This window comes from Stenotrophomonas sp., assembly GCF_035634915.1.
GTDB lineage: Bacteria > Pseudomonadota > Gammaproteobacteria > Xanthomonadales > Xanthomonadaceae > Stenotrophomonas.
Map to the genome: position 1 here is coordinate 145,096 of NZ_DASQCB010000001.1, position 18,669 is coordinate 163,764.

The 18,669-nt window shown below is 68.3% G+C and carries 20 protein-coding genes; 3 read left to right on the top strand and 17 right to left on the bottom strand.

The genetic code is table 11. The features are described 5' to 3' along the window. Window positions 1-67 precede the first annotated feature (67 nt). Genes VER16_RS00660 through VER16_RS00675 form a run of 4 tightly spaced genes read right to left on the bottom strand, consistent with a single transcriptional unit; the run spans window position 68 to window position 3,968 of the window. Window positions 68-448, bottom strand: coding sequence for a DUF2894 domain-containing protein (locus VER16_RS00660; protein WP_324804942.1), 381 nt, complete (start codon window positions 446-448; stop codon window positions 68-70). After that, window positions 438-1,076 carry an OmpA family protein gene (locus tag VER16_RS00665; RefSeq protein WP_324804943.1) on the bottom strand — a complete coding sequence of 213 codons (639 nt, stop codon included), beginning with the start codon at window positions 1,074-1,076 and terminating at the stop codon, window positions 438-440. Before VER16_RS00665 ends, VER16_RS00660 begins: the two co-directional genes overlap by 11 nt. Further along, window positions 1,073-3,304: a DUF802 domain-containing protein gene (locus VER16_RS00670; protein WP_324804944.1), complete on the bottom strand. Its 2,232-nt coding sequence runs from the start codon at window positions 3,302-3,304 to the stop codon at window positions 1,073-1,075. The genes VER16_RS00665 and VER16_RS00670 overlap by 4 nt, the downstream gene beginning before the upstream one ends. A 10-nt stretch (window positions 3,305-3,314) precedes the next feature. Beyond that, window positions 3,315-3,968: a DUF3348 family protein gene (locus tag VER16_RS00675; RefSeq protein ID WP_324804945.1), complete on the bottom strand. Its 654-nt coding sequence runs from the start codon at window positions 3,966-3,968 to the stop codon at window positions 3,315-3,317. A 170-nt stretch (window positions 3,969-4,138) separates the two neighbouring features. Here VER16_RS00675 and VER16_RS00680 point away from each other — a divergent pair, with 170 nt between their 5' ends. Further along, on the top strand, window positions 4,139-5,053 hold the full coding sequence (locus tag VER16_RS00680) for a M14 family metallocarboxypeptidase (RefSeq protein ID WP_324804946.1): 915 nt from the start codon (window positions 4,139-4,141) through the stop codon (window positions 5,051-5,053). Between the two features lie 83 nt (window positions 5,054-5,136). Here VER16_RS00680 and VER16_RS00685 read toward each other — a convergent pair whose 3' ends face one another. Further along, a complete protein-coding gene (locus VER16_RS00685) occupies window positions 5,137-5,763 on the bottom strand; it encodes a hypothetical protein (protein WP_324804947.1) in 627 nt (208 codons plus the stop codon). A gap of 228 nt (window positions 5,764-5,991) precedes the next feature. Here VER16_RS00685 and VER16_RS00690 point away from each other — a divergent pair, with 228 nt between their 5' ends. Continuing rightward, window positions 5,992-6,636 (top strand): hypothetical protein, encoded by a 645-nt coding sequence (locus VER16_RS00690; protein WP_324804948.1) that lies wholly within the window; start codon window positions 5,992-5,994, stop codon window positions 6,634-6,636. Window positions 6,637-6,773: 137 nt separating this feature from the next. Here the strand turns inward: VER16_RS00690 and VER16_RS00695 are convergent, their stop codons facing one another. The 10 genes from VER16_RS00695 to VER16_RS00740 all read right to left on the bottom strand — a co-directional run bounded on the left by VER16_RS00695 (window position 6,774) and on the right by VER16_RS00740 (window position 16,988). After that, complete coding sequence (locus tag VER16_RS00695; RefSeq protein ID WP_414716000.1) at window positions 6,774-7,328, bottom strand: nuclear transport factor 2 family protein; 555 nt, start codon at window positions 7,326-7,328, stop codon at window positions 6,774-6,776. A gap of 148 nt (window positions 7,329-7,476) precedes the next feature. Next, on the bottom strand, window positions 7,477-7,908 hold the full coding sequence (locus VER16_RS00700; protein ID WP_324804950.1) for a hypothetical protein: 432 nt from the start codon (window positions 7,906-7,908) through the stop codon (window positions 7,477-7,479). Between the two features lie 145 nt (window positions 7,909-8,053). Further along, window positions 8,054-8,419 (bottom strand): hypothetical protein, encoded by a 366-nt coding sequence (locus VER16_RS00705; RefSeq protein ID WP_324804951.1) that lies wholly within the window; start codon window positions 8,417-8,419, stop codon window positions 8,054-8,056. A 465-nt stretch (window positions 8,420-8,884) separates the two neighbouring features. Continuing rightward, the gene (locus VER16_RS00710) at window positions 8,885-11,080 is read right to left on the bottom strand and encodes a TonB-dependent receptor (protein WP_324804952.1); all 2,196 of its coding nucleotides are present in this window, start codon (window positions 11,078-11,080) and stop codon (window positions 8,885-8,887) included. 114 nt (window positions 11,081-11,194) lie between these two features. Further along, on the bottom strand, window positions 11,195-12,661 hold the full coding sequence (locus tag VER16_RS00715) for a M23/M56 family metallopeptidase (protein ID WP_324804953.1): 1,467 nt from the start codon (window positions 12,659-12,661) through the stop codon (window positions 11,195-11,197). Continuing rightward, window positions 12,658-13,041 (bottom strand): BlaI/MecI/CopY family transcriptional regulator, encoded by a 384-nt coding sequence (locus tag VER16_RS00720; protein WP_324804955.1) that lies wholly within the window; start codon window positions 13,039-13,041, stop codon window positions 12,658-12,660. The genes VER16_RS00715 and VER16_RS00720 overlap by 4 nt, the downstream gene beginning before the upstream one ends. Before the next feature lie 68 nt (window positions 13,042-13,109). Further along, on the bottom strand, window positions 13,110-13,925 hold the full coding sequence (locus VER16_RS00725; RefSeq protein WP_324804956.1) for a S1 family peptidase: 816 nt from the start codon (window positions 13,923-13,925) through the stop codon (window positions 13,110-13,112). Between the two features lie 93 nt (window positions 13,926-14,018). Further along, window positions 14,019-14,597 carry a hypothetical protein gene (locus tag VER16_RS00730; protein WP_324804957.1) on the bottom strand — a complete coding sequence of 193 codons (579 nt, stop codon included), beginning with the start codon at window positions 14,595-14,597 and terminating at the stop codon, window positions 14,019-14,021. Window positions 14,598-14,930: 333 nt separating this feature from the next. Beyond that, window positions 14,931-15,494, bottom strand: coding sequence for a hypothetical protein (locus VER16_RS00735; protein ID WP_324804958.1), 564 nt, complete (start codon window positions 15,492-15,494; stop codon window positions 14,931-14,933). 6 nt (window positions 15,495-15,500) lie between these two features. Further along, window positions 15,501-16,988, bottom strand: coding sequence for a serine hydrolase domain-containing protein (locus VER16_RS00740; protein ID WP_324804959.1), 1,488 nt, complete (start codon window positions 16,986-16,988; stop codon window positions 15,501-15,503). 188 nt (window positions 16,989-17,176) lie between these two features. Here VER16_RS00740 and VER16_RS00745 point away from each other — a divergent pair, with 188 nt between their 5' ends. Continuing rightward, window positions 17,177-17,491: a hypothetical protein gene (locus tag VER16_RS00745; RefSeq protein WP_324804960.1), complete on the top strand. Its 315-nt coding sequence runs from the start codon at window positions 17,177-17,179 to the stop codon at window positions 17,489-17,491. 30 nt (window positions 17,492-17,521) lie between these two features. On the opposite strand, the gene VER16_RS00750 is transcribed toward VER16_RS00745, so the two are convergent. Together VER16_RS00750 and VER16_RS00755 are read right to left on the bottom strand one after the other, a co-directional pair. Continuing rightward, a complete protein-coding gene (locus VER16_RS00750) occupies window positions 17,522-17,836 on the bottom strand; it encodes an AzlD family protein (protein ID WP_324804961.1) in 315 nt (104 codons plus the stop codon). Next, window positions 17,833-18,567, bottom strand: coding sequence for an AzlC family ABC transporter permease (locus tag VER16_RS00755; protein WP_324805060.1), 735 nt, complete (start codon window positions 18,565-18,567; stop codon window positions 17,833-17,835). Before VER16_RS00755 ends, VER16_RS00750 begins: the two co-directional genes overlap by 4 nt. Between the last annotated feature and the right edge of the window lie 102 nt (window positions 18,568-18,669).

Consider the following 18,669-nt stretch of genomic DNA (forward strand, 5'->3'; position numbering starts at 1 on the left):
CCTTGGTTGGCACACAGAGCGTCGGCGTGCCAACCAAGGTTGGCACCTACCAAAGGTCCGGGCGGGATCAACCGGCGCTGCGGGGCTTGCGCGTGCGCTTGGGCTTCGTGCTTTCCGCCGCACTGGTCGCACCATCCTGCAACGCCTGCAGCCAGGACAGCGTATCGATGTAATCGATGAAATGCCGCAGGTAGCCGGGGCTGGTGGCCTGCATAGTGTCGAGCATGCGCTGCACCAGCACCGCGGAATTCAACGGGCCGCCATCGGCCGGTGCCTCGGTGCGCAGCGAGCGCCGCACCTGCAGTTCGCTGCGCAGCTCGGCCCACTCGCGGCGGACCTGGTCCAGCATCGGTACCTGCGGGTAATGCGGCAGGCTGCGCGAACCGGCATCCAGGTCCCGCACCAGTGCGCGCAGGTCTTCCCGCGGCGAGGGCGGTTTACTTGCCATCCGTGGCCTTCGGCTTGGGAATCGGTGCGATCTCCACGCGGCGGTTGCGCGCGCGGCCGGCTTCATCGGCATTGGAACTGACCGGCTGCTCGCTGCCGAACGCGGCGGCAAACACCGCATCAGCCGGAACGCCATCGGCAATCAGCGTGCGGGTCACTGTCAGCGAACGCTGCGCGGACAGCTCCCAGTTGTCGGCAAAGCGGCGGTTGCCATCGCGGATCGGCGCGTCATCGGTGAAGCCGCTGACCATCAGGATCTCTTCGCGCGAGCCCAGGTAGGCCGCCAGCGGCGCGGCCAGGCTGCGCAACAGCGCCTGGCCCTCAGGCTGCAGCTGGTCGGAATTCAGTGCGAACAGCACCTTGCCACTGATGCCGATGCGGCCATCGACCAGGGTTACCCGGCCGGCGGCCAGGGGGCCGGCCAGCGCTTGTTCCAGGGTCTGCAGGCGTTTGGCTTCGGCCTGGCGCTGCTTCACTTCCTGGTCCAGCCGCTGCGAGAGCTCCAGCTGCACGGCGACCACGCCGACCAGGATCAGCACGAATGCGCCCAGAAGCACCGACATCAGGTCGCCGAATGCGGCCCAGATCGGGGCGTGCGAGCCGCCGTCGACCTCCAGTTCATCGCTCATGCGGTGCCGGCCTTGCCACGGCGCGTGGCCAGCTGCTGCAGCTCTTCCATCACCTGCTTCTGCGACAGCAGGCTGAGGTCGACCACCTCACGCGCCTGTGCCACGTAATAGGCCAGCTGCTCATCGCTGCGCGCCAGCGACGCGTCCAGCGCGCCGCCGATCTGCTCCAGGCGCCCGGACAGTTCGGTGGAGGCCGCGCCGAACTGCTCGACCGCCGCGCCGAAGGTGCCGGCCAGCTGGCCGACCTCCGCTGCGCTGCCAGTGAGGTGCTCGGCGATGCCATCAAGCTTGCCGGTTTCGGCGGCAATGTGGTCGGTGAAGCGGCTGCCGACGCGTTCCAGCAGCTCGGCCGAGCCCCCCACCAGCGCGTCCACGGCGGTGCGCTGTTCGTGCGAGGCGTGGTTGATCGCTTCCAGCAGCGTCTGCACGGTGGCCAGCAGGTGGCCACGTTCTTCCAGCATCTTGTTGTCGCGCACCAGACTCTCGGACAGGGTGCTGCGCAGTTCGTTGATGACTTCGGCCGCGGCCCTGGGTGCGTCGGCGGCGGTCTGCAGCAGGGTGGAGACTTCGGCGAGCGTGGCACTGGCCTGTGCGCGGCCGTTCTCGCCGATCTGCTGGGCGGTGCTGGCCAAGGTCTCGCAGACCTGCTGCTGGCGCTCGGCCAGGCCCTGCGCAATGGCATCGAGAGCCGCACTCCACTGCTGCAGGCGCTGCTCGTCACCCGCCTGGAGCTGCGCCTGTAGTGCGGCGTGCGCCTGCTGCAGCTCGGCGGCCACTGCATCCCAGCGCGCCTGGCGCTGCTGCTCGCGTGCATCCAGGCCCGCCTGCAGTTCCGCATGCGCGCTGGCGGCGAGCGCCTGTGCGGCCTGCCAGTCCTGCGAACGCTGCGCTTCGTGATCCTGCAGCAGCGACTGGCCTGCGGCATGGCGCTCGTCCAGTGCCTGCAGCAGGGCCTGTGCCTGCGAATCCAGCTGTGCGCCGACCGCCTGCAGTGCCTGCTGCTGGCGCTCCACCAGCGCGGCGTTCACGGCCTGCTGCTGCTCGGCGGCAGCACGCCACGCCTCGGTGTTGCCGGCGGCATCGGCCTGCAGGCGCTCGCCGATGCGTGCGAGCACCGTCTCAGCCTGTGCGCCCTGGCCCTCGCTAAAGGCCTGCAGGTGCTGGCGCAGATCGGCCACCAGCGTCTGCTGGGCCTGGGTCTGCTCGGCCACGACCTTGGCCCAGCTCGCTTCAGTCGCAAGACGGCTGCGCTCGAAGCCTTCGCTGAGGCCGGCCAGCTGCTGCTGCACGGCGCTTTCGACACGCGCATGCAGTGCCTGGCCGTGGGTGGCCAGGCCTGCCAGCGTGGTCTCCGCCATCGGCTGCAGCGCGCCGGCAATGGCGGCGGCACTGGCCTCGGCGCCTTCGCGCAGCGATTGCTGCAGCGATACGGCCAGCCGTTCCTGCAATGCCTGGCTGTGGGTGAGGAAGTCGGACTGGCCGGTCAGCAGGCGCTCGTTGGCGGCGGTGCTGTGCTGTTCAAAGGCCCTGGTCATCGCCTGCAGGCGGTCCACCAGCGCGGGCAGGGCGGCCGACTGCGCCTGCAGCAGGCGCAGCGACTCGGCGCGCTGCCAGGCCTGCGAATACGGGTGCAGCTCGCCGGCGATGGCGCGGTCCAGCTGCTGCACGACCTGCAGGCGGTCGCGGCGCAGCAGCGCGGACAGCAGGCCGAGCATCGCCGAACTGGCCACACCGGCAATCGAGGTGCCGAAGGCCACGGCCAGGCCCTGTACCGGCGAAGCCAGCGAGCCGCGGATGGCGGCCATGTCGGTGGCGCTCTGCAGCGCGAGGCCGGTGCCGCGCAGCGTATCCATCATGCCCAGCAGGGTGCCGAGCATGCCCAGCAGCACCAGCAGGCCGACCAGGTACGGTGTCAGCACCGGCCCGGGCAGGGCGATGCGCTCGCCTTCCACGCGCAGGCGCACGGCATTGCGCAGGCTTACCGGTACACGCTCCAGCCACGGCGCCAGGGCGTCCTGTGCCGCACCCAGATCGTTCAATGCGGCGCGCAGTCCGTTGCTGGCTTGGCGGTAGCGGTACAGCTCCACGCCGCCGGCCAGGTAGCAGACTGCAATGATGGCCGCCACCGCCGCACCCAGAGGATGCACCGTCACGTAGCCGATGCCGATCCAGCACACGGCCAGCAGGCCGACAAGGAAAACAACGACATGGAATGCAGTTCTGGACATGGTGTTCCGGTCAGTGGGAGCGCAGGGCTGCAAGCAGCCCGTGGATCGGGTGGAAGCGCAGTTCAAGCTCGGCCAGCAGCAGGCTGCGCATGTCATTGCGGAAGGAGGCGCGCCAGCCGGGCTGGCCGTGCACGCGCTCGAAACGGGCGGCCAGCACCGTCGGCGCGGTGGCCAGCAGGCTGTGCTCGCGTGGGGTCAGGGTCTGTTCCATCACCGCGTCGACCTCGGCCAGCCGCGCCAGTTCCGGCGAGGCCTGCACCAGTTGGTCGCGCAGGCGGCCGCGCAGGCGTCCGGTGGCGGTCTGGATGGCCTGCTGCAGCACGCGGTAACGCTGGCGCAGCGAGGCGAAGTTGGCCTGCGCGGCGGCCTCGGCCAGGTCCAGCAGGCGCTCGGCCTCGGCATCCTCGCGGATCGAGGCCAGCAGGCTGGACTCGGCCTGGGCGCAGTCGGCCAGCAGGTCCTCCATCGCTTCGGCGGCCTCGCCCGGTTCGGGCAGGCGGCCGTCCAGCGCCCCGGACAGGGCCACGGCGCGGCTCCAGTCCACCCACTGGCCGAGGCGGTCGGTCAGGGCGGGACTGCTGGCCGGCATCGCGCCGTCGCTGAGACGGGCAAGCAGGCGGAGGAACTCCGGTCCACCCAGGACCGGCTGCGCGGCGTTCGCCATCAAGGAGCCAGGGGCCAAAAACCGTTGATTTTACAACCAGATGACCGCCTCTGGATGAAGGGGGCGGGCGGCCCGTGGCGGGCATGGCAGAGGAGGGTCTCGGCCGGGGCGGGCAGACGGCTTAGAATGGTCGGCTGCACTAACGCAACTGGACCTTCTGGAGCTCCTGCATGACCCTCGCGCCGTTCTATCCCATCGGTACCCCCGGCCAGCCCTGGGGCGATGCTGAACGCGCGAAGTGGCGGGCCGCCCAGCACCGCCAGCGCAGCTACCACGATGATGTGGTGGCCGCCCTGGAGCGCCTGGATGACGGTTTCGACGTGATCCAGTACGGCCAGCTCGACTATGCCCCCGACCACTACCCGTTGTTCGCGGTGGTCAACCATGACTGGAACCCGGCCCTGCCGACGGCCCTGGTGACCGGTGGCGTGCATGGCTATGAAACCAGCGGCGTGCATGGCGCCCTGCAGTTCCTGGAACAGCAGGCCGAGCGCTACCTGGGCCGGATGAACCTGATCGTGGCGCCGTGCGTCAGCCCCTGGGGCTACGAGCGGATCCAGCGCTGGAACCCGGATGCGATCGACCCCAACCGCAGCTTCCGTGACGGCGGCCTGATCGAGGAAGCCGCCTCGCTGATGCGCTGGGTGGCCGAGCGCAAGGCCGACATCCGCGTCCATCTGGACCTGCACGAAACCACCGACAGCGACCTGCACGAATTCGACCCGGCGCGCTGCGCCCGCGACGGCAAGCCGTTCGAGCGTGACACCATTCCCGATGGCTTCTACGTGATCGGCAACAGCGAAGACCCGCAGCATGAATTCCAGAAGGCGTTGATCGAGGCCGTTGCGCCGATCACCCACATTGCCCCGGCCGACGCCGAGGGCAACCTGGTGGGCCTGCCGCTACAGTCGCCGGGCGTGGTCTGGGGCGAATCGCGTTCGATCGGCGCCTGCGCCGGATTCACCGACGCACGCTATGCCACCACAACCGAGGTCTACCCGGACAGCCCGCGTACCCACCCGCAGGAATGCAACGACGCCCAGGTGGCGGCGGTGTGTGCGGGGTTGGATTACGCGCTGGCGTAGAGTCGAGCTTGCTCGACTGCTGGTGGCACGTAGAGTCGAGCAAGCTCGACTCTACGACGGCAGGGCGCAGCCGTCGCGCCGGATCACCCCTTCTGGCGCTGCTCCTGGATGGCCTTGTCCAGTGCGTCCAGGTCGTCGGTCGACGACTGCAGCCACTGCGGGTACTCGGCGGTTTCAACGAAACCTTCGCCACGCAGGACATCGTCCAGGTCCGGATCGTCCTTGCCGCTGTGCTGCAGGAAGCCTGCCATCAGGCCGGACAGGCGGTGCGCGGCCTCGAAGGCAGCCTGCAGCGAACCGGCCGGCTCCACGATGGTGCCGAGGAAGGCCGCGTAGGCGGCGTGGTCGACCTCGAAGTCGTCACGGTTCTTGAAGGCCTCGGCACCCAGCTGCGCTTCGCCGGAGTTGTGACGGGCGAAGCCCCACGTCCAGATGTCGAGGAAATGCAGCGCTTCCAGCTTCTGGCGTTCCTCCGGATCCAGATCGATCGCGCCGGAAAGGGCATATTCCATGGTGGCGGCCGAGAAGGCTTCGGTGCCGGAGTTCGCGTGGAAATCGCTGAGGCTGCGCAGCGCATCGGGCTGATGCGGGTCGAGCTGCAGCGCACGGTAGATCACGCGCGCGCCCTCGATGTGGCGGCCCTCGGCGATGAAGATGTTGAGGGCGTGGTTGGCCAGCTGGGCGGCGTTGAGTTCGGCGTAGGTCGTCATCGGAGGCTTGAAAGGAAAGGGCCGTCCGATGGTAGGTGCAGTATTCCGCCGCAACAAGGGTTTGCAGGGCATGGCTTGGCGCTACAACGGGCGCGTGCAACGCGTTGGTCCAGTAGATCCACGCCATGCGTGGATGCGTTCGCAACCCCTCGAGGCCAAACACTTCACAACCCACAAGCACGGCAACCGCGACCATGGGGCACCCCACGCCGGCGAGTTCCATCGAGGATGCTGCAGAACCTGCTCCATTTCGCTCCGCTGCTGACCGCGGTGATGACCTGCGTGACCGCCCTGATCTGGGTGGTCTACCTCAACTTCTTCCTGCGCAGCTACCGCCGCCAGCAGCGGCCCTCGATCCTCATCACCTCCGGTGCCGGGCGTAACCTGGACGCGCACTGTTTCGTGACCAACCTCGGCCTTGAGCCTGTGTACCTGCTGGACGTGGTGATCGACCTGATCGAGCCGGACGGCACGGTCGTGCGTGCGGTCATTCCCGAGCGCACCGAGCACTGGAGCAAGGCCGCGCCCAGCGAAGACGACGACATCCGCCGCGCCACCAATGTCGGCCCGCTCAGCAGTGGTGGCGAGCGCGACCTTGGCCGGTTCCGCACCCTCATCGAGCGCGCCGGCACCGAGAACCCGGATATCAAGACCGGCAACGCCTTCACCAGCCTGGAAATCACCGTGGTCATCGTTACTGCCAGCCAGGCCGAGCTGTGCGGTGCGTCGCGCTGCTATCGCATTGAATATGGCGACGATGGCGCGCCGAGGTTGAAGGCGCGGACCATCAAGGCCGCACAGCTGCAGGGGTATTTCGCACGCCGGAACCTGACGCGGCTGTTGACCACGCAGCTGGAAAGTTCGCGCCAGTAACGCCGGGCCATGCTGGACTGGTTCGCGCAGACCGCAGCCGAGCATGGCTCGGCTCTACAGAAGAGCGGACCGCAGCCGAGCATGGCTCGGCTTTACAGAAGATCGAAACGCAGCCGAGCATGGCTCGGATTTACACCTCACTCTGCGGCCGGGCTGCGCTCGTCACGTACCGAATAGATCACCGAAAAGATCTTCCAGCCCTGTTCGGTGCGGATCAGCTGCCACATTTCCTTGCCCCAGTTCTGCTTCACGCCATCGGACAGGAACGTGTAGTCGAAGGTCAGCGAGGCGGCGTCGCCATCGGTTTCGATCCTCGGGTTGGAGAAGATCTCTTCCTTCGGCGTGGGCGACGCAACCGCGCTGTCGATGAGCGAGATGAAATTGTTCGAGGGAATCTGCCGCGCCTTGATCGCGTCGGGCTTGGTCCTGCGGATGTCCTGCAGGCGCACGTCCTCGGAGACGAACTGCCAGCCGATGTCCTCGGGTTTGTCCGAGAAGAACAGGCTCATATAGGTGGGCTTGTCCTTGTTGACCAGCGCAGTGCGGAAGGTTTCCAGCACCTGTTCGATGGCCTTGATGTCCTCCGCGTGCGCGGTTGCCTGTGCACCGGAATGGCCGGCGGCGAGCAGGCCTGCACACAACAGCAGGGTGGCCGTGCGGGGGAAGCGTCCGACGGGGAGGCGCGCGCGCATCAGCGGGCGGGTGGTGCAGTCTTCCATGGCATCCGATCCTCACGTGCCTCCTGGCACCGGCGCCAATCTAGCATGCGGCTGAGCGCAGGCTGTGGTCGGTTCACCGCAGGCAGCATGTCGAACGCCTCGGGCGGCAGTTCGACGGCACTCACCCCGTGCGGGGGTTCCCGCCCCGTCCGCGCCGGGCCAGATACACACGGAAGAGCAGCAGCGCTGCAAAGGCGATGACCGCCGCCTGCGCTGCAGGCGAAGGGCTGGCCGCGCCTTGCGGCCAGAAGCACAGCCAGCCGGCGAATACGGCCAGCGCGGTCATTGCCAGCAACAGAAGCCCTTTTGCCAGCGGACGGGAAAAGGTCAGCGCGATCAGGGGGGCCGACACCAACAGCAGGCCGCCACCCGTGAGGCCAGCGCCGACGCGGCCCAGGCCCATCTGCCCGAAGACCGCGATGGCGATCATGCACAAGGCCATCAGTGCGGCGCAGCCACCGATGGTCAATGCCAGCGCGTTGCCAATCCTGCCGAGCGCACGGGGTGGCTTTGGATCCGTTGGGTCCTGTTCGAGCGGAGCGCGTCCGTCCATGAGATCCATCGTGCGCGGGGGTGTCGTGGGCAAGTCTGCCCGGAACGTCGGCCGGTGTCCAAGCTGCCTGAGTGTGCTTCGCGAAAGGCAGCCGAGCATGGCTCGGCTCTACCGAAGAGCGGGGAGCAGTCGAGCAGGCTCGACGCTACTCGACCGGTCGTGCCCGTGCGGTCACCTGCGCAGTCAGGGCCAGGCTTGCCATCATCAGGCCTTCCATCACCCGGTCGCCGAGGTACTCGCTGTCCGGGCCGTTCTGCCGCACGCGCTCGCACGCCAGGATGAGTTCGCCCACGATGCGCAGCCCGGCCAGAGCGCAATCGGCATCGGCCAGGGCGATGCGGCGGCCCGGCCGCAGGTTGGGCTCGGGCCAGGGCTGGCCGTCCGCCGCCGCGCCCGTACCAATGCGGTGCAGGGTATCGATGAAGCCGGGGCTGCCGTCACTGCGGTCGTCGGCGTTGGCCGGGCCGGGGAAGTGCTGCGGGTGCAGGTGCGGGGTCTTCGAGGTGCTCATGTTGATGGCTCCGTTACAGGACAAGCGGAAGCCGCCACACAAAGGTGGCGGGCGGTACGTGGTTCGAATCCGGGTTGATCCCAAGCCGGTGGGCATGAAGCCCCCACGCACCGCCCGCCATGGAGGCAGGCGAATTGCCAGCCGGCGCCACGCAAGGCGACGCCGGCTGGCAAGCGCTGTTACCAAGGATCAACACGGGATTCGACACCCGGCCACCCGTTTTCGGTGGCACGTCATCTGTACCGCTGCTGCCACGAGGTGCCAATGAGATAAGTTGCAGATTGCCTGCAGATCGCGTCGCTTTCGCAATTCTTGCATTGCGGCTGCGCCGCTCGAACGCCTGCTGCCGCAGGGCCCGCACCGATGCGTGCAAATTGCGACACGCATCGGTGTTTCGCAGTGTCCGTCCACCGCATCGCCGAGGCATTCGCGACAGTGCTTTACCCCTCAGCACAGCGGCCTGCGTTACAGCGGCAGCTCCCACTGCAGCCGCACGCTGGGAACCGAATGCCGTGCGCTGCGCACCACCTGCGTGCCGCCGTCATCGAAGCGCCACTGGCCGCTTTCGCTGTCCCGGCCGAGCAGGGTGCTGCTGGTCAGCCGCAGCGTGCCGTGTGCGCCGGTGCTGTACTGTACCCACGCTTCCAGCTCGCGCCGGTAGGCGGCGATGTCGATTTCACCCAGGCTGTAGCGGATGCGGCCGCCACTGCGCCAGGTAAATGCCAGGCCGCTGCTCCAGCGCGGGGCAATGCGGTAATCCATGGCGGCGCTGGCAGTGAACGGCACCTGGTCCTGGATGCGGTTGTCGGGCCCGGGGACACCGCGCACCCGTGACTGGTTCCAGGTGGCGTTGCCGCGCAGTTCGATTTCAGGTGCATCGGGCAGCACGCGGGCCAATGGCATCTGTCCGTCCAGTTCGATACCCCAGGCGGTGGCGCGGCTGCCGTTGACCGGGGTGGCGACCCAGCGCCCATCACGCAGCAGGGTTTCGGTGCGGATGGGCGAATCGATGCGGCGCAGGTAGCCGCCGATACTGCCCTGGGTGCCTTCGCGGCCGTGCAGTTCCCAGGCCGTGTCCAGGCCCCAGGCCAGTTCCGGGCGCAGCGCCGGGTTGCCGATCTCGTCCGGGTTCAGTGCGCGGTTGTTGGTGGAGGTGTAGGGCCGTGGCACCAGCAGACGCAGCTCCGGCGCGCGGAAGGTGCGGCTGAGCGACACGCGCAGCTGGTCCTTGCCCTTGGCCCGCTTCCACAGCCCCTGCAGCACCGGGGTGAACACGCTGGCGCGGTTGCGCACCGGGGCGAAGCCACGCCCTTCGCTGCTGGTCTGCAGCCGCTCCCAGCGGCCGCCGAGATAGAAGGCGCTGTGCTCGCCCAGGGCGAACTCATCCTGCGCGTAGACCGCAACACGCTGCAGGCGTGCATTGAAGGAGAGATCGCTCGTTGAAGCGGCTGCGCCATCGAAGCCCTGCAGCTGCTGCAGGCGCGATTCGCGACGGTTGTCCAAGCTGCCTTCGGCGCCCACCTGCAGGGTATGGCGGCCGCGCGCAGGCAGGGTCCACTGCGCGCGGCTGCTGCCGCCCAGGACATGCAGTCGGGCATCGGTGTGGTCGATCAGGTTGTCCTGCCCATCCTGCGCCTGGCCCTGCTCGCGGAAGCGATAGTTTTCGCGGTTGCCGTCCACGGCGCCGCGCACCGTGAGGCTGCCGCCGCGCTGCAGCTGGCGGGTCCATTCCGCGCTGGCCTGGCCCTGGTCCAGGCGCAGGCGCGTGCGCTGGCGGTAGTGCGGCGTGCGCAGGGCGGGCCCGTGCACGGTGTCCCAGTCGATCACCATGTCGCGACGGAAGTCGGACGCATCCAGCAGTGCCTGCAGCGAGACCGTATCGTCGGACGTGGCGTTGAGGGTCATCGAGGGTGACAGCGAAACGCTGTCGCGGCGACCGGTGGCGCGCAGCTGGCTGTGCCGCAGCAGCAGTGGCTGCCCATCAGCATCCCAGGCCTGTTCGCTGCCGCGCTCTTCCACCAGGAAGGCGCGTCCGGTGGCCGTGGCCGTGAGTGCGTGGTCGACCCGCGCGCCCTGGTGGGTCTGCCGCCAGCTGGCCGTGGGCGTGCTGCGTGACTGGCTCTCGGCCCAGGACAGGGTGAGGCGTTGGCTGTCCTTGGTTGCGGTCGCACGGGTGATGATGTTGAGGGTGCCGGCGATGGCGCCTGTTCCGTGATCGACCGTGGGCGCACGCAGGATCTCGACGCGTTCGACCTGATCGGTGGCCAGCGAATCGAGGCTGAACCCGGCGGGGGCGCGCTGGCCATCCAGCAGTATCTGGGTGTAACCGCTGCCCAGCCCGCGCAGCGATACCGTGCCCGGGCGTCCAGGTGCGCCGCTGGAGACGCTCACGCCGGGCAGGCGCTTGAGCGCCTCCAGCAGATCGGTATCACCGTGGCGCCGCAGGGTTTCGTGATCGACGACGATGCGGCTGGCCACATCATCACGCCGCGCGTCATAGCGCTGCGTCTGCACCTGCACGGCCTCCAGTTCGGTGGTGGCCGGCGCCGCCGGTGTGGTCTGTGCAGCAGCGGTGGCGGCGGGCCAGAGCAGGCAGCCGATGGCCAGGCGGGTGCCGGCCTGCGGGCGGCGTGGCGGTCGCTGCGTGGAAGAGCCTTGCATGATCGTTGGATTCCTTTCTGATTGCGATGCGGCGGGCAGCAGGGGGGCCTCCCGCGGCCGGGTGTCGAGTCACTGCGCTTCGGTGTGGCAACGCGCGGCGGGCGCGTCAGCGGGTTACTGCAGCCAGGCCTGCGGATCGACGCGCGTGCCGCTGCGCAGCAGTTCCATGTGCAGGTGGGGGCCGGTGGTGCGGCCGGTGTTGCCGGTGCGGGCGATGACCTCGCCTTTGCGCACGCGTTGGCCGACCTCCACCTCGTAATCCTGCAGGTGGGCAAACAGCGTCTGCCAGCCGCCGCCGTGGTCGATCACCACCACGGTGCCGTAGTTGGGGCCATCGGGGTAGGTGCGGGTGGCGGCGATGATCGTGCCATCGGCCGGCGCCTGCACGGCAGTGCCACGGCGCGCTGCAAAGTCCACGCCACGGTGGGCGCGTTGGCGGAAATCCGACGTATGGCCGAACACGCTGGTGACCCGCGCATGGGCAACAGGCGTGGCAAAAGCGGGGGCCGGCGGCACAGTGGCTTCCAGCAGCGTGACCGATGCGGCCTGCAGCGGTACGGCCAGCGATGGCGGGACAGCGGTGGCCGCCGCCTGCACGGCAGCCAGGCAAAGGGTGGCGGTCACACCGGACGCGGCCAGCAGCAGCGTGATGGCCTTGCCGGGGCGGCGGCCTGCATCGCCCTGCAGCATGTGCCGCAGGCGCAGCTGGTGGCCGCCGGGATCGCGGTGTGACAGTGCGCTGGCAGGCCGCAGCGCGGTGGCATGGCGCAGCGTTTCCACGTACGCCTGTGCCAGCAGGCGGCCATCGCCAGCGGCGGGTGCTTCCGCCAGCGCACGGGCATCGCATTGCAGTTCCGCCGCCAGCTGCACGCGCGCGGCGATGCGCTGCACGAACGGGTTGAACCAATACAGCGCAGCGACCAGGCGCATGAGGGTGGCGCGCAGCGGATCACGGCGGTGCAGGTGCGCGGTCTCGTGGCCGATGACCAGGCGCAGTGCGCGGTCCGGCAGGGCGAGACTGGCTGCGGGCAGGAGAATGCGTGCATGGGGCCAGCCGACGGCGAACGGCGTGCCACCGCCTTCAGTGCGGCGGACAGCGATGCCTGAGGCCTGCAGCCGCCGTACCGCCTGCCGTGACTGTGGGCCCGGCAACTGCGAGGCCTGCACGGAACAGCTGCTGCGAAGCACCGCGCGCAGGCGGTGTGTGGCCAGTGCCCAGCGTGCCAGAGAAAGCAGCACGCCAGCGACATACAACGCCCACAGACAGAGCGGCACGACCTCCGCGAGGGACACGTCGATACCGGTTGTTGCGGCCGTGGCAGGCAACAACTCCTGCGGCAGGGAATTCAGCGCGACCGGCAAGGCGCCGGTCAGCTGCGGCAATGGTGCGCGCGGCAGCGGCAACAGCAGTGCCAGCCCCGGTGGCAGCACGGCACACATCCAGGCGACCAGCCAGTAGCGCGACGCTGCGTGGGAAAGCTGCAGCCAGCGCTGCAGGGCCTGCGCGGCGTACCAGGCCAGGCCGGCGCTGAGCACGCTGGTTGCAAGTGCGGTTCCCCAGGCCGCTGCCGGCAGGCTCATGGCTGGCCCTCGTCATGTGCGCGCAGCAGGGCCTCCAACTGCTCGATTTCCTGGCTGCTGAGCAGCCGGCTGTCGGCGAAGGCCTGGCTGGGCAGCGGGCCGTCAATTTCCAGCACGCGGCGCGCGAAGTCCGTGCTGAGGGCAGCCAGCGTGGCCAGCTTGCTGACCTTGGCACTGTAGACATTGAGGCCGTGCTGGCTGCCTTCCTTTACCAGGCCCTTGTCGACCATGCGCTCCAGCGTCTTGCGGGTGGAGGAGTACGACCAATCCAGCGTCGCGACGGCGGCGTTGTGCAGTTCGCGTGCGCTGCAGGCGCCGTCACGCCAGAGGCACTTCAACAGTTCCAGTTCGGCATTGGAGGGCGTCGGTGCGGGCGACATCGTCAGTCCTGGCGTTTGATCGATGTCGCAAGCGTGCGACATTTGTCGCACGCGCGCAAGCCGGCACGTCAATCGGGCGGTGAGTCGCGCATCACGCTGTCGATCCAACCTGCATAGCGCGAGATGCGAACGTTGTGCACGACCTGGCCGTAATACCCGGCATCCAGCGCATGCTCGGGCACGGCTGTTATCCACGAACCGAGGCCGATCAGCTGCCAGCCATCCGGGTCGCCGATCAGCAGGGGACCACCGCTGTCGCCGCTGCCGATCACGCCCTCCAGCGGCAGGCCGCGTTCCGGGCCATCGAAGCGATACCAGAGATAGCGATCGTTGCCGCCGGTCACTCTGTTTTCCGCGCGGCGCAGCACGTCCCGATGTGAAGCGCCCGGCGCCAGCCCGGTGCTACCGGTGCCGGTGGCACCCTTGCCGACCAGGGTGGCGATCATTCCTGCTTCAGCCTGCCCGCGGTAGAGGCGAACCGGTGCAACGTCGCTGACCGGCGTGACCAGCCGGATCAGGGCGATGTCATCGGAAGCGGCAAGAAAGGCATGGATCGGGCCCGGGTTGCCGGAGGCCAGCGCCGCCTGGCCCAGTGCGTCGGGCAGGCGTCGGTAGCCCGGATGCACGACCACGCGTTCGACCCGGTAGGGGCGTCCATTGATCTGCACGTCGGCATCCATGCCCGCCATGGGTGCGGCATGTGCGGCGGTGACCACCCAATGCGGTGCGATGAGCACGCCGTGGCCTTCGCCGGGCATGTCGGCCAGAGCAGGGACTGTGGATGCCGGAATGCGGTAGGCGCTGTCATCGACATCGCTGCGGATGACGATGGCGCCGGCGGCGAAGGGCAGGGTGGCGAGGGCCAGAAGAAGCCAGCGGTGCATGGGTCGGTGCAGTCCTGTGCGGGGCAATCCGCACGGTAGCCCGGTTCCGGCTCACCGAACACCGGTGTGCGACGAAACGGCTCTTCGGTGTGATCAACCGGGCGCAATGAGGAGTGACGACCGCCACTCCGGCAGACCGACCGCGCAGCGGGTACGCGTCACGATCGCGGCGATCTCTGCCTCGAAGCCGCCGCCGGGGTGCAGCAGTGGCGTGAGTTCGGCACAGCGCTGCTTCAGCACATCGACCCATGGCGCCGCGTGGCTTTCCTCAGCGGCCAGGGCCAAGTGCCGGCGACCTTCGTCGTACGCGCCGGCCAGCCCGGCGGTTATGCCGGCATGCATGTGTTCGCGGATGCCCGGTCGAGGGTGGCGGCTCATCAAGGCACGCACCTGCTCCGGGCTGGGGAAGCGGTCACGCAGGGCCAGCACCTCGGCGGCCGCCTGCTCGGCCAGTGCCTGTGCGGCGGAGGTAAATTCGGCGGTATTGGTGAAGGGCTGGAAGGGGGCGACGCGGTAGCCCGCATCGAAGGACAGGAAATCCTTCTCTTCCCAGAGCCAGCACGCGCCGACATTGAGATAGCTGCCTCTGCTCCATGCCGAGGGCTGGAACTCGATCACCCCGACCCACCAGCCCTGGTCATCAAGCCAGGTGCGCGAGCGGCCTTTCTGCACGCAGCCCAACGGGCGCAGTACGGTTCTTGCTGCTGCAGTCAGCAGGCGGGTGTGTTCCGGAGTTGGCATCCCCAGCGTCCTTGCGAGTGGCGTGCCGAGGAGTATCGCAGAGCACCTCGTGAGTGTGGCCCCGGCGCGTGCGAGGGCTGCTGGATGTGGAGGGTCAGGTCGCAGTCGAGGACACCGGCACGCAGGCGGTCGTTGAAGACCAGCAGCAGGCGCGGCGCGGGATGGACCGCAGCTCCTGGCCTTGGACGATGAAGGGTCCAGGACGGATGTTGCAGTAGCGTCGAGCTTGCTCGACTGTTTTTCTGTAGTCGAGCAAGCTCGACCCTACCGGGCCAGCGATTTCCAGTCCCGTTCCGGCTGCATGCCGAGGCTTGTGATGAAGGGCCGCAGATCCTGATACAACGCCTGTGGCACCGGATTCTTTGCACCGTCCCACTGCAGTTCATTGCACTGGAAACAGACCTCCAGCGTATGGGTGCGTTGCTTGCCCGTGTAGAACTCGAAGCGGTGATGGGGCTCGAAGATGCAGGCAGTGGCCCACATGCTCACGTAGGGATCGACGCCTTCCAGCGTGGCAATGAGAGACTGCCTGGCCTGCCCGGCCAGCACCACCTGCCGGTAGGTACGTTCCTGGGGGGGCGTGGCGCTGTGGATGCCCTCGGCCGTGTCGTACTCGCTGGAGTGTTCGATGACCACGATGCGGTCGGCATTCCGGGCGGTGCGCACCAGGTCATCCAGCAGGGGCTTTCCCTCGGCGTTGGGCGGGTTGTCGTCGACGGCGAGCGGGCCTTCACTCGGCATCGTGGTTCCGGGCGCTTGCGGTGACGGCGTGCAGCCGCAGGCAAGCGCCAGCAGGGCAAGGGTGGCTGTCGGGCGCAGCAGGCGCATGATGGGTCACTCCTTGCGGGTGGCAGAGTAGGTGCTGGCACCGCGCTTCAGCGCGAAGCCAGCCACCTTTCCGGCCGTCGCGGGCGGAAACGCGATGGTCATGTCCTGCGCGGTCATGAAGTACTCGCGGCCGGACTGACGGAACAGCTCCATCGGACGTGCGCCGAACAGGTCGCTCTGGAAGTACAGGCGATCCCCTTCGCGGGTGACGCGGGCCGGGGTGTCCATCAGTACATAGTCACCCGCCACCTCGGCGCTCACTGCGGCATCGGGGGCCAGCGCGGTCTTCTCCACGATCTGGAACTCGGGCCAGCCGTACTCGGCGGCCACGCTCACCAGGATCTCATCGACCAGTGCTGCACCGCTGTCGCTGTTGGTCAACACGACGATGCCCTGGCCGGTATGGGTGTAGCCGTAGATCTGGGCGCGGTAGCCATGGGTGCCCCCGGTGTGGGCGAAACTGGTACCGGCGCCGATCGGTTCGACGTACAGCCCCAGCCCGTAGTCGCCCTTGAGGCGGGTCAGCATCTGCCGCGCCATCGCACTGGTCAGCACCTTGCCCTGGGCGCCATGTCCGCTCTGCTGTATGTCCAGCACCACCCTGGCCAGGTCGCTCGCCGTCGTCCACAGACCGGCGGCAGCCGCCTCGGGATAGACCCGCCAGCCGCCCGCGACGGGCTGGCCATCGCTGGGGTGGGCATGGGCCGTACGCGAGCGAAGGGCAGGCGGCAGATCGGTGGCATAGGTGCTGTCGCGCATCTGCAGCGGCCCCAGCACGAGGTGCTGCATCAACTGTGGGTATGGCTGTGCGCCGGCATCGGCCATCATCTGCTGGATGATGGTGTAGCCGCCACCGGAGTAGGTCCAGGCACTGCCGGGTACTGCCTCCACGCGGATCGGATCGGAGTTGGCCGGCGCAGTGCCATCGAGAATCTGCAGCAGCGTGGGCAGGCGCTCGCCCTGCGCATGGCCGAAGAAGCCGTGCACATTGATGCCCGCGCTGTGGTTGAGCAGGGCGCGCAGGGTGACCGGATGCTGTGTGGTGAGCGTGTTGTCGGGGATCTTCCAGTGCTGCAGTTGTGCGTTGGCCGGGGTGTCCAGAGACAGGTGGCCCTGTTCGACCAGGCGCAGCGCGCCCAGTGCCGCGACGGTCTTGCTGACCGAGCCGGCCTGGAACAGGCTGTCGGGCGTGGCCGCGTGGGTGCTGCCCGGTTCGAGCACGCCGTAGGCGCGTGCCCATTCAATGCGCTGGCTGTTGATGAGGGCAATGCTGACCGCCGGCACATCGTGGAAGGCCATGCGCTCGGCCAGGGTCATCTTCTGGTCGGGCCGGTCCTTGACGACGATGCGGCTCGAAAGCCCGTGCTCGACGCGGTCGATGCGTGCCTGGAGGTCGGCCGGTGGAGTCTGCGCGAGCGCGCCGGGAGCGAGCAGCAGGGTGATGAGGGCGGGATAGAGGCGGGTAGCAGGCAATCCGTTGCTGGTGCTGGGCATGGTGGGCGTCTGAAGAGGGAGCGTAGAGTCGAGCCTGCTCGACTGTGGGTGGAAGCAGTCGAGCAGGCTCGACTCTACCGCGCCCGATTGCGGTTTAATGGGGGTTACAACGGTTGTCCGGTACCTGATCCCATGTTCCACGTCTCTGTCGTCCCCCTTGCCTCATCCCGGTTCCTGGAGCCCGCCGCATGAAGGTGCTGCTGCAGGAACAGTACATGCAGGTGGGGGTGCAGAAGGCCGAACTGGCCCAGCTGCTGGCCGGTGAGAGCGTGGAGAACCTGACCCGCTTTGGCGGCAGCGGCGGCTGGGCGCTGGCGCTGTCCCTGCACGACGGTGACCAGGCGGTCCTGCTGGACGGTGGCACCTATTGCAGGCTGGTGCTTCCACGCGCTGCGCTGCAGGCGCTGGGCGATGGGCCCGGGTTCCAGCGCACGCTGGACCTGGATGACGGCACCTTGCTGCACCTGCACGTGGAAGTCGCACCGGGTGAGGGTGGCGGCTGACGACGCGTGCCCACCCATTGGGCCAACCGATCAGCCCATGACATAGCGCAGCACACCTGCCGACGCCACGCCGATCAGTACCGTCGGCAGCATCGACAGCCGCGTGGCGGCCAGCAGGGTAATGGCCAGCGCGGCCAGATCCGCCGGTTGGTGGGAGACGAAATCCGGTGCGATGACCGAGATCAGCACGCAGCCCGGTGCGGCCTCCATCACGGTCACCGCGCGCTTGCTCAGCGTGCGGTTGCGCAGCGCCAGGAAGCCCACGATGCGGGTGAGGTAGGTGACCGCAGCCATCAGCACGATGGTCAGCAGCGAGGCCCAGTGGATCAATCCGCCGAGGATCATGCCGCGTCCTCGGCCAGCAGCCACGCCGCGGCCAGGCCGGCCAGGGCACCGCTGGCCACGTACCAGGCACCGGGCACCAGCAGATAGGTGCCCGCGGCCACCAGCAGGCTGACCAGCCAGGGGCGTGCGGCCTTCATGCCCTGCCACATGCCGCGCAGCAGGACCAGGAACACGGCCGGGAATGCCATGTCGAAGCCATAGGCGTGGATGTCGCCCAGCAGCGGCCCGACCAGCGCACCGACCGTCGTGCATGCCACCCAGACGGTGTACAGGCCAGCCGACACGCCCAGGTAGTAGGCCAGGCTGAAGCCCAGCGCGCGCCGCCGGGCATCGGCCACGCCCAGCGCCCAGCTTTCATGGGACATGAAGAACAGCGCCGGCAGCACGCGGCGTCGCGGCAGCTGCTGCAGCAAGGGGGCGAGGCTGGCACCCATCAGCAGGTGCCGGCTGTTGACCAGTGCGGTGATGGCCACGATCAGGGCGATGTGCGGCGGCGAGGTCCACAGTTCCACGGCAGCGAATTCCGAGCCGCCGGCGAAGTTCAGGCCGGTCATCAGCGGTACTTCGATCGCGGTCAGGCCCTTCTGTGCGGCCTGCGCGCCCAGCACCAGGGCGAACGGCAGGAACCCGATCATCACCGGGATGGCGGCGCGCAGGCCGCGCAGGAATTCGGCACGCGGCGCGGTGTCGCAGGCGGGGTCGGGCAGGGGCAGGCGGGTGCGGGCGTCCATCGAGCGATCATCGGTCGTCAGTGTGGGGACGCTCATGCTAACGGCGATGGCGGCGAATCGGGTTGCGTTGGTGCCGCATGGCGCGGATTATCTGAAACTTCG